Genomic DNA, 12562 nt, shown 5'->3' on the forward strand with positions numbered 1-12562 from the left:
TGTCGGCATCCGGACGCAAGATGGGGGCGAGCATGACAATGCTTAAGGGAGCGAATGTTCCGGTGCCGGCTCAGGCCGTACGCATCGAATTGGGCTGGCGTTCAGGCCCGGGGGTACCCGACGTCGACGCCTCGGCGCTGTTGTTGGTGTCGGGGAAAGTCCGCTCCGATGCCGACTTCGTCTTTTACAACCAGCCGGCGCACGCCTCGGGTGCGGTCCGCCACGAGGGCAAGCAGCCCGCCGGTGACGGCGTGAGCGACACCCTCGCCGTGGATCTCGCACGCGTGGAGCCCGCCATCGAGCGCATCGTGCTCGCCGCGTCGGCGGACGGCGGCACCTTCGGACAGGTCCCGGGCCTGTACATCCGGGTGCTCGACGCGGGCAGCGGCGCGGAGCTGGCACGCTTCGACAGCCAGGACGCTTCTGTAGAGACGGCCTTCGTCCTCGGCGAGCTCTACCGCCGCCAGGGGGCATGGAAATTCCGGGCAGTGGGACAGGGCTACAGCAGCGGACTCGGCGGTCTGGCAACGGACTTCGGGATCAGCGTCGAGGAGCCGCAGCCGCCGGTACAGGCCGCACCGCCACTCCAGCCCGCCCAGATGCCGCCGCCCCCTCCCGCACCCCCGGCCGCGCCGCCCACACCCGTACGCCTCTCCAAGGTCACCCTGACGAAGGAGGCGCCGCGGGTCTCCCTGGCCAAGCAGGGCGGCACGTCAGGGGCGATGCGGGTCAATCTCAACTGGCAGGTGCGCAAACAGTTCAAGAGCTGGGGGGCCAAACTCGGCCGGGCCGTCGCCCAGCACTCCGATCTCGACCTGGACCTCTGCGCGCTGTACGAACTGACCGACGGCCGCAAGGGAGTCGTCCAGGCCCTCGGCAATGCCTTCGGGGCACTCAACCAGCCGCCGTACATCCTGCTGGACGGCGACGACCGCACCGGGGCCGTGGACGCCGGTGAGAACCTGACCATCAACCTCGACCAGATGGACAAGATCCGCCGCATCGTCATCTTCGTGACGATCTACGAGGGCGCCCGCAGCTTCGCCGACCTGCACGCGACCGTCACCCTGCAGCCGCAGCACGGCGCGGCGATCGACTTCTCGCTCGACGAATGCACCGTCCCCTCCACGGTGTGTGCTCTGGCGCTCATCACGAACAACGGGGGAGACCTCGTCGTCCAGCGCGAGGCCCGCTATCTGGTGCCCGACCGCGGGGTCAGCCCGCAGCGGACCATGGACCGCACCTACGGCTGGGGCATGAACTGGACGCCCGGCAGGAAGTGACCCCGCCCCCTCAGCGGTCGGGTGCCGTCTCGGGACGGGCGTACGTACGCCCCTTCCAGGCGGCCCCGCGGCCGCGGTAGTGCTGCACCGCGGAATCCACCGTCATCAGCAGATACATCAGCGCGGTGAACGGCAGCAGCGGCGCGAGCCAGAGCGACTGCCGGTAATAACTCAGCATGGGCAGATACGTGCCCGTCATCACCAGCCAGGCCAGCGCGCCCGCCCAGGCGGCGGCCGCGTCACCGGTGAGGACACCGGCCAGCAGCGCGACGGGCGGCGCCAGATAGATCACCGCGAGCCCGGCGACCGTACCGGCGAGCAGCAGCAGGCTGTGCCGCAGCTGGGCGTACGCGCTGCGCGAGACCATCCGCCACAGATCGCCGAGGCCCGGATACGGACGGATGCTGTCCACCCGGGTCGCCAGCCCCAGCCAGATCCGCCCGCCGCTGCGCTGCACCGCCCGGGCGAGCGAGACGTCGTCGATCACCGCCTGCCTGATCGACTCCGGTACACGGGCCCGCTCGGCGGCATCCGTACGCAGCAGCACACAGCCACCGGCCGCTGCCGCCGTCCCGGCCCGGGCGTTGTTGATCCACCGGAAGGGATAGAGCTGGGCGAAGAAGTAGACGAAGGCGGGCACGACGAGGCACTCCCACAGGCTCGCCACGCGCAGCCGGGCCATCTGGGAGACCAGATCCAGATCCTGCGACCGGGCGGCGGCCACCAACTCCCGCAGGCTGTCCGGCTCATGGGCGATGTCGGCATCCGTGAGAAGGAGATACTCGGGGTCGCTCTCCTTGGCGAGGCCGATGCCGTACCGCAGCGCCCAGAGCTTCCCGGTCCAGCCCGGCTCCGGCTCGCCGGGCGACAGGACGGTCAGCGGCAGCCCGCCGTGCCGTGCGGACAGGGACCGGGCGAGCTCACCCGTACCGTCCGAACTCCCGTCGTCGACCAGATGGATGCGGGCCTCGCCGGGATAGTCCTGGGCCAGCAGCGACGGCAGGCTCAGCGGCAGTACGTCGGCCTCGTCCCTCGCGGGGACCACGACGGCGACACGGGGCCAGTCGGGCGGGTCCGTGCGCGCGGGCAGGCGCTGGTCCGTGCGCCAGAAGAAGCCCTGTCCCAGCAGCAGCCACAGCCAGGCGGCCAGCGATCCGACGGCGATCCATGCCATGACGCTCATCCGCCGAAGTCTGCCCCACGAAGCGGGGTTCGCAGAGGTGGTCGACTAAGGTGACCGGGTGAAGATCGCGCTCATGGACTCCGGGATCGGCCTGCTCGCGGCAGCCGCCGCGGTGCGCCGACTGCGACCGGACGCCGGTCTGGTCCTCTCCTCCGACCCCGACGGCATGCCCTGGGGGCCGCGTACCCCCGAGGACGTGACCGCCCATGCGCTGGCCGTGGCCCGCGCGGCCGCCGAGCACCGGCCGGACGCCCTGATCGTGGCCTGCAACACGGCCTCCGTGCATGCCCTGCCGAGCATCCGGGCCGCGCTGGAGCCGAGGATTCCGGTCATCGGCACGGTTCCCGCGATCAAGCCGGCCGCCGCCGACGGAGGGCCCTTCGCCATCTGGGCCACCCCGGCCACCACCGGCAGCCCCTACCAGCGCGGGCTGATCCGTGAATTCGCCGCAGGCGTCGAGGTCACCGAAGTGCCCTGCCCCGGTCTAGCGGACGCGGTCCAGCAGGCCGACGAGGCCGCGATCGACCGCGCCGTGGCCGCCGCGGCCGCGCTCACCCCGGCCTCGGTAAGGACCGTCGTCCTGGGCTGCACCCATTACGAACTCGTCGCCGAGCGGATCCGCGCCGCCGTCCAGCAGCCCGGCGCCGCACCGGTCGTCCTGCACGGCTCCGCCGAGGCCGTGGCAGCCCAGGCTCTGCGCCGGATCGGCTCGGGGCCCGCCCCTGCCGCCCCGCCGAGCACCGGCCTGACCGTGCTCCTCAGCGGCCGCCCGTCCGCTCTGCCGGCTGCCGCGCTCGCCTATGTGGAAGGCCGTCTGCTCGAGGCGATGAGCCCCGCACACTGACCGCCGAAGACGCCGCAGAAGCACTGCCGCTGCGCCGGAACGTGAGTACGCTGCTACGTATGAGGGATCAGAGCGCCCCCACCGAGAACGCCCCCGAAACCGCGGTCTGGACCGGGCGGGCGACCAACCGCGGCCAGTGGCTGCTCGCCGCCGCGGGTGCCGCCTGCATGGCACTCGGTGTCGAGCTCGCCGTCGACTCGGAGTGGACCTCCGGTCTCGCCCCCCTGCTGATGTCCGTGATCGGTTGTGTGGCCGCCGGACTCCTCATGCTCTACGGCACGCTCGCCTTCGTCCATGTGGCGGTGAAGGTCGACCGAGATGTGCTCGAAGTGCGCTGCGGCCACATCGGGCTGCCGCGCCGGAGCATCCCCCTCGACCATGTGGTGGGCGCCGAATTCGCACCCCGGGTCACCCCGCGGCAGTGGGGCGGCTGGGGTTACCGCTGGCGCCCCGAGAAGGGCACCGCCGTGGTCGTGCGCCGCGGCGAGGGCCTGGTCCTGACGCTGGGCGACGGCCGCAGCTTCACCGTCACCGTGGACGACGCCGAGGCCGCCGTACGGGTCATCCGCGACCGGCTGCGCCTGCTAGCGGCTGGAAAGCCTGCCAAGGCCTGACCCGGTCTCCGCCGCGCCCTCCCCGCCCGAATTGCCACTCTCGCCCGGCATGCGGGCGGTGGCGAGGCCGGCCAGCAGTCCGGCGCCCGCGGTCACGGGCGTGAAACTCAGCGCGTTGCCGACGCTCGCCAGGGCGGCCAGCGCAGTGAGAGCCGCCCCCGCCGTGAGGACGACCGGCGTCGAGCGGGGCGAGCGCCAGAACCCGTACAGAATCCAGCCGAAGGCACCCGCGAGGAGGCCGACGCCGACGATCCCCTGCTCGGCGGCCTGCTGCAGCGCCGCCGAATGCGGTTTGCTGTCCGCGCTCAGCGACCGCTGGGCGGTGGGGCTCAGCTCGCCGAAGCGGTCCGGGCCGGCGCCGAGGACCGGATGGTCCTTGGCAAGACCGAGTGCGTCCTGCCACAGCAGGACCCGGTTCTGGGTGAGCTGGCCCTCCAGCGAGACCGAGAGCCCATCGGGGAGCGCGTGCGCGGCCACCGCCCAGGAGCCGCCGACCACGAGCCCCGTGGCCAGAACCAGCCCCGCGAGCCCGACCAGGCGGCGGCGCATCCGGGCCGCGGCCAGCGAGCACAGCTGCACGCCCAGCGCGACCGCGCACGCGGCGACGGAACCCAGGAGGAGAGCGGCCACCGCGAGAGCGAGGGCGAAGAGGCGCAGCGCCAGCCTGAGCGGCGCCGACCGCGTGGCCCAGGAGGCACAGCAGGCGGCGCCCGTGGCCAGCACCAGCAGGGCGGCCGTCGCGCCGGTGTGGCCCACGGCATGATTCGAGGTCGCGCCCGGAACACCGTGGCGCGAGGCGATGGCCAGGCCCAGTGCGGCGAGCGCGGCGGCAGCGGGGGCGACGACCGGCAGGAGTGTTCCGCAGATACGGCCCCAGGCGTAGCCCGCGGCCAGGGCCAGAACGGCCAGCAGCACACCCTCGGGCCTGGCCTCGCGGCCTGCCGCGCTCACCAGCGACCAGACGGCACAACTGCTCAGTACCAGCACGCCGACGACATCGGGCGCACTGCCGCCCGCCCGTGCGGAAGCGCCGTCCGCCGATGCGGCCATCCCGTCAACCCCCCACCTCTGACGGGCCCCGCCCGATGGCCGGATCAGGCCAGTCGGCAGGGACTCGCGCACACGCTAACGGCAGCGGGGGCTGTTTGTGGACAGCATGCGCAGAATCGATGCTGCAAGAGGTGGGGGACCGGAAGACCGCAGGCCCGGACCGTCACCGTAGAATCCGCCGCGTGAGCACCACCATCGCCCCTGTCGAGGCCCCCGCCCCTCCGCCTGCGCCGGTCCCGCGCTACCGCAAGCTGGTGCGGCCGGCCCTGGCCGCGGTCTCCGGGCTGCTGCTGTACGCGAGCTTCCCGCCGAGACCGCTGTGGTGGCTCGCGCCCTTCGCCTTCGCCCTGTTCGGCCTGGTCATGTACGGCCGCCGGGCCAGGGCGGGTTTCGGCCTCGGATATCTTGCGGGTCTGGGATTCCTCCTTCCGCTGCTGGTCTGGACGGGCGTCGAGGTCGGGCCGGGCCCGTGGCTGGGACTCGCCGCGGTCGAGGCGCTGTTCGTCGCCGCGGCCGGCGCCGGCATCGCGTACATCTCCCGGCTGCCGCTCTGGCCGCTGTGGGCGTCCGGCGTGTGGATCGCCGTCGAGGCGGCCCGCGCCCGGTTCCCGTTCGGCGGCTTCCCCTGGGGGAAGATCGCCTTCGGTCAGCCCGAAGGAGTCTTCCTGCCGCTCGCGGCCGTGGGCGGCACCCCGCTGCTCGGCTTCGCCGTCGTCCTGTGCGGTTTCGGCATCGGCGAGCTGGTGCGGCGACTGGCCGCGCGGCGCCGGGTATGGGAGCGCGGGGTCGCGGGCGCGGCTCTGCTCGCGGCTGTGCCCGTCGCCGCCGGACTCGCGGCCCTGCCCCTTGTCGACGACGGGGCCGAGGACGGCACCACCACCGTCGGGCTCATCCAGGGCAACGTCCCCAGGATGGGGCTCGACTTCGCCTCCCAGCGCCGTGCGGTGCTCGACTACCACGTCAAGGAGACGATGAAGCTTGCCGCGGATGTGAAGGCCGGGCGGGCCGCGCAGCCGGACCTGGTGCTCTGGCCGGAGAACTCCTCCGACATCGACCCGTACGCCAACGCCGACGCGTACTTCGCCATCGACGAGGCCGCCAAGGCGATAGGGGCGCCCATCTCGGTCGGCGCCGTCGTCAACGCCAAGAACGGCGATCTGCTCAACGAGCAGATCCTCTGGGACCCCAAGAAGGGCCCCACGACGACGTACGACAAGCGGCAGCTGCAGCCCTTCGGCGAGTACATGCCCTACCGCTCCTTCTTCCGGAACTTCAGCTCCGACGTCGACCTGGTACGCCAGGACTTCACGCCCGGCAAGAAGTCCGTGGTGTTCGACATGGCCGGGACGAAGATCGGTCCCGTCACCTGTTACGAGGCGGCCTTCGACTGGGCCGTGCGCGACCAGGTGAAGGCGGGCGCGCAGATCATTTCTGTACCCAGCAACAACGCGACCTTCGACCGCAGCGAGATGACGTACCAGCAGCTCGCCATGTCGCGGGTGCGGGCCGTCGAGCACAGCAGGGCCGTGATGGTCCCGGTCACCACCGGGGTCACCGCGGTGATCAGACCGGACGGTTCCGTCGCGCAGAAGACGAAGATGTTCACCGCCGACGCACTGGTCGCCGAGGTGCCCAAGCGCTCGTCGACGACTCCCGCCACCGAGCTCGGCACCCTGCCCGAGTGGCTGCTCGTGGCCATCGGCGTGGGCGGTCTCGGCTGGGCAGGAACCCGTACCTACAAGGCCAGGAAGGCCCGCGGTTAGGGTCGTTGCATGGCAACTCCCGATTTCATCCGAGACATCAGGGCCACCGCGGGCCACCAGCTGCTCTTCCTGCCGGGGGTGAGCGCCGTGGTCCTCGACGACGAGGACAGGGTGCTGCTCGGCCGTCGCGCCGACACGGGCAAGTGGGCGATTCTCGCCGGGATTCCGGAGCCGGGGGAGCAGCCTGCCACCACAGCGGTGCGCGAGGTCTTCGAGGAGTCGGCCGTACGATGCGTGCCGGAGCGCGTCCTTCAGGTGCAGGCGACGGAACCGATCCAGTACCCCAACGGCGACCGCTGCCAGTTCATGAACATCACCTTCCTGTGCCGCGCCGTCGGCGGCGAGGCGAAGGTCAATGACGAAGAGTCCCTGGAAGTGGGCTGGTTCGCGATGGACGGGCTGCCGGAGCTCGCCGACCACGACCTGACGCGGATCAAGCGGGCGCTCGTCGACGAACCCACGTGGTTCGACGCCACCGTCGCCGACTGACGTACGGGTCGCGGCATGACCGCGCACCCGAACCCGTCCCTGGGACACGTTGCCCGACCTCGCCGGTGGCACGACCGCCCACGAGGACTGGCGCCGCCCGCCGTACGGCAGGTATTCCTGTGACCATGTCCCACGATCAGTCGCAGCCGGGCTACGCCGAGGCGCCCTACCTGGAGCTTCTCGCGCGGGGTGCCGCCGCCGAGGCCTACGACCGCCCGTTGCTGCTCGCCCGTGCCGAGGGCGCCGCACCCGAGGTCCTCGCGGCGCTGGACAACGGCAGGCAGCTCGCCCTGCGGGTAGGGGCCGAGCTTGCCGAGCGGCGGCGGCGCGAGGCCGAACTCTCCGCGCTCGTCGAGACCGCGAACGACCTGGCGGGGCTGCGCGACCTGGACGCGGTACTGCGGGCCATCGTCCAGCGCGCCCGCTCGCTCCTCGGCACGGAGGTCGCCTACCTGTGCCTCAACGACCCGGCGGCCGGCGACACGTACATGCGGGTCACCGAGGGCTCGGTCTCCGCGCGCTTCCAGCAGGTGAGGCTCGGCATGGGAGAGGGCCTCGGCGGACTCGTCGCCCAGACCGCCCGCCCCTACGTCACCGAGAGCTATTTCGACGACCCGCGCTTCGAACACACCCCGAGTATCGACTCGGCGGTACGGGACGAGGGCCTGGTCGCCATCCTCGGGGTGCCGCTCACCCTCGGCAGCCAGATCATCGGCGTCCTCTTCGCCGCCGACCGCAGGGCCAGGGTCTTCGCGCACGAACAGGTCGCGCTCCTGGGCTCGTTCGCGGCGCACGCCGCCGTGGCCATCGACACCGCCAACCTGCTCTCCGAGACCCGTACGGCACTGGCCGAGCTCGAAAAGGCCAACGCGATCATCCGCGACCACAGCGGTGTCATCGAGCGGGCATCGGACGCCCATGACCGGCTCACCGAACTGGTGCTGCGCGGCGGAGGAGTCCACGATGTGGCGGGCGCGGTCTCCGAAGTCCTCGACGGCGACGTCGAGTTCATCGAGGGGGACTTCGGCCCGGCGGGCGCGGACGGCCACGCGGTACGCCGCGGCGAGGACTGGGTGGCCGCCGTCTCCGCGGGCGGGGAGCAGCTCGGCGCGCTCGTCCTGCACGGCAGTCCGGGCCTCGATCCCGTCGACCTGCGCACCCTGGAGCGGGCCGCCGTCGTCACCTCGCTCCTGCTGCTCGCACGCCGCTCGGCGGGCGAGGCCGAGCAGCGCGTACGCGGAGAACTCCTCGACGACCTCCTCGACGCACCGGACCGCGACCCGCACCTGCTGCGCGAGCGCGCCGCACGGCTGCGGGCCGACCTGGACGCCCCGCACGTGGTGCTGGCCGCGCGGATCGACGTACCGGCGGACAGGACGGGAACGGTCGACGAGGAGAGCGCCGACCGGCAACGACTGTGGTCGGCCGCCTCGCACCTGGCGGCGACCCGCCACGGTCTGGCCGCGGCGCGCGACGGCGGCGCGGTACTGCTGCTTCCGCTGCAACCGGGCGACACCCCGGCGGCACTCGCCCGCCAGTGCGCGAAGCAGCTCGGTGGGGCGCTCCACGAACACGTCACGGTGGGAGCCTCGGCACCGGTGGACGCACCCGCGGACCGCACCGCCACCGTGGCCTATGCCTATGCCTATGCCTATGCCGAGGCCCGCCGCTGCATCGAGGCCCTCCGGCTCCTCGGCAGGTCGGGCGAAGGGGCGGCGGCACAGGACCTCGGCTTCCTGGGGCTGCTGCTCGCCGACACCGGGGACATCGACGGTTTCGTACGGCGCACGGTCGGCGAGGTGGTGTCGTACGACGAACGGCGCGGCACCGACCTGGTACGCACCCTAAACGCCTACTTCGCGAGCGGGATGAGCCCCGCCCGCACCAAGGACGACCTGCACGTCCACGTCAACACCGTGGCCCAGCGCCTGGACCGGATCGGCCGGCTCCTGGGCCCCGACTGGCAGTCGCCTTCACGGGCCCTGGAGATCCAACTCGCGCTGCGCCTGCACGGATTGTCGTCCGCGATCGCGCGCTGAGCACGCGCGCGAGGGGCCGCCGCACGGACCGTCTCCGTACGGCGCCCCTCAGCGCATTTCAGGCGGTACGGGCGTCGATCGAGGCGGTGCGGGCCGGAGCGACCGCGTCCTGGTCGGCTTCCTCGATGTTCTCCAGGTTCCGGGTACGGGTCTCCTTCGCGCAGGCGATCGCGACCACGGTCAGGAGCACCGCCGCGATCACGTACAAGGCGATCGGCGTGGAGTTGTCGTAGTCCTTCAGCAGCGCGGTGGCGATCAGCGGCGCGGGTGCGCCGGCCGCGACCGAGGACAACTGTGCGCCGAGCGATGCGCCGGAGTAGCGCATCCGGGTCGCGAACATCTCCGAGAAGAAGGCCGCCTGGGGCGCGTACATCGCGCCGTGGAAGATCAGCCCGACGGTCACGGCGAGCAGGAGGCTCCCGAAGCTCTTGGTGTCGATGAGCGCGAAGAACGGGAACATCCACGCTCCGACACCGATCGCCCCGATCAGGTAGACGGGCCTGCGGCCGATGCGGTCCGAGAGCGCACCCCAGGCCGGGATCACCGCGAAGTGCACGGCGGACGCGATGAGTACGGCATTCAGCGCGGTCTGCTTGCTCAGGCCTGCGGAGGTCACCGCGTACACCAGGATGAAGGCGGTGATCACGTAGTAGCTGATGTTCTCCGCCATACGGGCGCCCATCGCGATCAGCACATCGCGCCAGTGGTGACGCAGCACGGAGACCAGCGGAAGTTTCTCCACCTGGCCCGCCGAAGCTGCCTTGCGCTCCTCGGACTTCGCCAACGCGGCCTTGAACAGCGGGGATTCATCGACAGAGAGACGAATCCACATGCCGACGCCCACCAGCACACCGGACAGCAGGAACGGTATGCGCCAGCCCCACGAGGTGAACGCGGCATCCGACAGGAGCGCGGTGAGCGCGGAGAGCACACCGGTGGCGAGCAACTGCCCCGCCGGCGCACCGGTCTGCGGCCACGAGGCCCAGAAGCCCCGCCGCTTGGCGTCCCCGTGCTCGGACACCAGGAGCACGGCGCCGCCCCATTCGCCGCCGAGCGCGAATCCCTGGATGAGGCGCAGCACGGTGAGCAGCACGGGTGCGGCGGCCCCGACGGTCGCGTGGGTGGGCAGCAGCCCGATGGCGAAAGTCGATGCGCCCATCATCAGCAGGCTCACGACCAGCAGCTTCTTACGGCCGAGCCGGTCACCGAAATGTCCGAAGACGAGGGCGCCGATGGGCCGGGCGGCGAAGCCGACGGCGTACGTCAGGAAGGACAGGAGGGTTCCGACGAGCGGGTCGGAGTCCGGGAAGAAGAGCTTGTTGAAGACCAGCGCGGCAGCGGAGCCGTACAGGAAGAAGTCGTACCACTCGATGGTGGTGCCGATGAGACTGGCGGCGACGACTTTCCGCATGCTGCGGAGCGCGGTGGCGGGTTGAGCGGGTGCGGCCATGGTGGTCACTTCCGGGCGGTGGACGGGGACGATTCCAGTGGCCACACCGTAGGAACGCCCAGATCACGGGCACATGTGGTGGGGCGCCATAGTTCACACGGCAGGTGTGACGGCGGGCACTATGAGGGCGGAGTGCCGGCTGTGAAGGGGAACGTGCCGAGTGGGGCTCGGCGCTGCGGTGCTGATTCCCGTCCACTTCTCCCGCCGCTTCCACCAGACGTACGGAGTCACGCCCCGCCAGTGGCGCCGCCTCCACTACCACGGCGAAGCTGGATGCACTGCGGCGACGAGATCGGTCACACCATCGCCTGTCCGCAGAGGCGGAGGGCATCGTCGATCTTTTCGAGCTTCGCGGAGGACAGGATGCCCGCCCGCTCGATCAGGTCGTCCCGGGACATGGTGGTCAGCCACGTGCAAGGGGTGAAGCCTGGACGCGGGAACGCGAACCGCAGCACGCCTGTATGCGGCAGTGCTTCCATGTCGCCGACAGGCACTTCGACACCCAGACCGCTGATGTCGACGCCCGCCGGAGGGACGACCTGCATCGCTTGGATCTCGGATGCGTCGTCTACCGACAGCAGTACGACCAGCCGCCGCTCGTCGAACTCGACCCACCAGACCTCGCCACGGTTCACATGTCCTCCTGACACAGGGTGGCAGGCCAACGTTCGCGTCCCCAGCGCGCTGAGAAGACGCGTGCGGCCGCCGTTGATCATCGGCGTGCGAGGGTGGGCGAACACCCTGTGGCTGCGGGTCACAGCGTAGAGCTTTCCGCGATCGAGCATCCGCCTGAGTGCGGTTCTGCAGCGCGGACTTGAGGGGAGGGGACGGCTCAGTGCCCGACGCCGGCATGCCTACCTGGGGCGTGCGCCTGGTCCTCCGTTACGGGCAGGCACTCGGCGAGCAGGTCGACGATGTCGCGCCAGGCCCGCTGCGCGTGCTGTGGGTGGTAGCCGACGCCGGGGACCACGGGGTGGTCGACCGGCGGGTGGTGGAAGGCGTGCAAGGCGCCGCCGTAGACGACGAGGCGCCAGTCGACGCCCGCGGCCTGCAGCTCGGCGGTGAACGCGTCCCGTTGCGCGGGCGGCATGATCGGGTCTTCCGACCCGACCCCGGCCCACACCGGGCAGCGAATGCGCGCCGCCTCGCCCGGTCGGCCCGTGGTGGTCGCGTTGACCGTCCCGATCGCGCGCAGGTTGGCGCCGTCGCGCCCGAGTTCCAGCCCGATGGCGCCCCCGGTGCCGTAGCCGACGGCGGCGATCCGGTCGGGGTCGGCCCGCGGTTCGGCGCGCAACACGTCGAGCGCCGCATGGCCGATGCCCCGCATCCGGTCGGGGTCGGCGAGCAGCGGCAGGCAACGCGCCAGCATCTCCTCGGGGTTGCCCAGATAGCGCCCGCCGTGAAGGTCGAAGGCCAGCGCTATATATCCCAGTTCGGCGAGAGCATCGGCCCGGCGGCGCTCGACGTCGCTGAGCCCCATGCCCTCTGGTCCGAGCAGCACCGCGGGCCGGCGGTCGACACCGGCCGGTAGCGCGAGGTGCCCGATCATCGTCAAACCGTCGGCCGGATACTCGACGGTACGCGTCGTAATCGTCGTCATGAGTCCGGACTGTAGTGATCGTCGATCCCGGTCCGGCTGGTGTTCTGCCGCTGGCAGAACAGGGCCGGAAACCTGTCATGGCCGTATCGGTGCTGCTCGGAGTGGGTGCCTCGGCTGGGGTGGGGGTGCCTTCCGTCCCTTGCTGCGGCCGAGGTCGACCATCTCTTTTCTCGGGACACGGAAATCTGTGTCGGCCGGAGTAGACATTGGGTGGTGGTGTGGTTATGGTTTCTCTCGTAGCCGAGAT

General features: G+C 71.2%; 11 protein-coding genes. 6 read left to right on the forward strand and 5 right to left on the reverse strand.

Annotation, left to right across the window (positions count from 1 at the left end):
* Positions 1–20: 20 nt before the first annotated feature.
* A complete protein-coding gene (locus AB0H78_RS37640) occupies positions 21–1283 on the forward strand; it encodes a TerD family protein (protein WP_363239345.1) in 1263 nt (420 codons plus the stop codon).
* A gap of 10 nt (positions 1284–1293) precedes the next feature.
* Here AB0H78_RS37640 and AB0H78_RS37645 read toward each other — a convergent pair whose 3' ends face one another.
* Positions 1294–2466, reverse strand: a complete 1173-nt coding sequence (locus AB0H78_RS37645; RefSeq protein ID WP_363239334.1) for a glycosyltransferase — start codon at positions 2464–2466, stop codon at positions 1294–1296.
* Positions 2467–2524: 58 nt separating this feature from the next.
* Between AB0H78_RS37645 and AB0H78_RS37650 the strand changes: the two genes are divergently transcribed.
* Both AB0H78_RS37650 and AB0H78_RS37655 read left to right on the forward strand, forming a co-directional pair.
* A complete protein-coding gene (locus AB0H78_RS37650; RefSeq protein WP_363239335.1) occupies positions 2525–3310 on the forward strand; it encodes an aspartate/glutamate racemase family protein in 786 nt (261 codons plus the stop codon).
* 59 nt (positions 3311–3369) lie between these two features.
* Positions 3370–3924, forward strand: coding sequence for a hypothetical protein (locus AB0H78_RS37655; RefSeq protein WP_363239336.1), 555 nt, complete (start codon positions 3370–3372; stop codon positions 3922–3924).
* Here AB0H78_RS37655 and AB0H78_RS37660 read toward each other — a convergent pair.
* Entirely contained in the window at positions 3895–4974 is a 1080-nt protein-coding gene (locus AB0H78_RS37660) for an O-antigen ligase family protein (RefSeq protein ID WP_363239337.1), read from the reverse strand. The two genes, AB0H78_RS37655 and AB0H78_RS37660, sit on opposite strands and share 30 nt — an antisense overlap.
* A 182-nt stretch (positions 4975–5156) precedes the next feature.
* Between AB0H78_RS37660 and lnt the strand changes: the two genes are divergently transcribed.
* The 3 genes from lnt (at position 5157) to AB0H78_RS37675 (ending at position 9265) form a co-directional block, all read left to right on the forward strand.
* Entirely contained in the window at positions 5157–6737 is a 1581-nt protein-coding gene (gene lnt, locus AB0H78_RS37665) for an apolipoprotein N-acyltransferase (RefSeq protein WP_363239338.1), read from the forward strand.
* 9 nt (positions 6738–6746) lie between these two features.
* Positions 6747–7226, forward strand: a complete 480-nt coding sequence (locus AB0H78_RS37670; protein ID WP_363239339.1) for an NUDIX domain-containing protein — start codon at positions 6747–6749, stop codon at positions 7224–7226.
* Positions 7227–7351: 125 nt separating this feature from the next.
* Positions 7352–9265: a GAF domain-containing protein gene (locus AB0H78_RS37675; protein ID WP_363239340.1), complete on the forward strand. Its 1914-nt coding sequence runs from the start codon at positions 7352–7354 to the stop codon at positions 9263–9265.
* A gap of 58 nt (positions 9266–9323) precedes the next feature.
* Here the strand turns inward: AB0H78_RS37675 and AB0H78_RS37680 are convergent, their stop codons facing one another.
* From AB0H78_RS37680 to AB0H78_RS37690, 3 genes are all read right to left on the reverse strand, one after another.
* Complete coding sequence (locus tag AB0H78_RS37680) at positions 9324–10715, reverse strand: MFS transporter (protein ID WP_363239341.1); 1392 nt, start codon at positions 10713–10715, stop codon at positions 9324–9326.
* A gap of 296 nt (positions 10716–11011) precedes the next feature.
* Entirely contained in the window at positions 11012–11350 is a 339-nt protein-coding gene (locus AB0H78_RS37685) for a type II toxin-antitoxin system PemK/MazF family toxin (protein WP_363239342.1), read from the reverse strand.
* Between the two features lie 197 nt (positions 11351–11547).
* On the reverse strand, positions 11548–12315 hold the full coding sequence (locus AB0H78_RS37690) for a dienelactone hydrolase family protein (protein WP_363239343.1): 768 nt from the start codon (positions 12313–12315) through the stop codon (positions 11548–11550).
* Positions 12316–12562: the final 247 nt, after the last annotated feature.

The organism is Streptomyces sp. NPDC050738, from assembly GCF_040654175.1.
GTDB lineage: Bacteria > Actinomycetota > Actinomycetes > Streptomycetales > Streptomycetaceae > Streptomyces.

What these genes read in the sequence shown, in the direction of transcription:
- AB0H78_RS37640 (WP_363239345.1), top strand. Translation starts at nt 21, where the DNA reads ATGGGGGCGAGCATGACAATGCTTAAGGGAGCGAATGTTCCGGTGCCG.
- AB0H78_RS37645 (WP_363239334.1), bottom strand. Translation starts at nt 2,466, where the DNA reads ATGAGCGTCATGGCATGGATCGCCGTCGGATCGCTGGCCGCCTGGCTG.
- AB0H78_RS37655 (WP_363239336.1), top strand. Translation starts at nt 3,370, where the DNA reads ATGAGGGATCAGAGCGCCCCCACCGAGAACGCCCCCGAAACCGCGGTC.
- AB0H78_RS37660 (WP_363239337.1), bottom strand. Translation starts at nt 4,974, where the DNA reads ATGGCCGCATCGGCGGACGGCGCTTCCGCACGGGCGGGCGGCAGTGCG.
- AB0H78_RS37670 (WP_363239339.1), top strand. Translation starts at nt 6,747, where the DNA reads ATGGCAACTCCCGATTTCATCCGAGACATCAGGGCCACCGCGGGCCAC.
- AB0H78_RS37675 (WP_363239340.1), top strand. Translation starts at nt 7,352, where the DNA reads ATGTCCCACGATCAGTCGCAGCCGGGCTACGCCGAGGCGCCCTACCTG.
- AB0H78_RS37680 (WP_363239341.1), bottom strand. Translation starts at nt 10,715, where the DNA reads ATGGCCGCACCCGCTCAACCCGCCACCGCGCTCCGCAGCATGCGGAAA.
- AB0H78_RS37690 (WP_363239343.1), bottom strand. Translation starts at nt 12,315, where the DNA reads ATGACGACGATTACGACGCGTACCGTCGAGTATCCGGCCGACGGTTTG.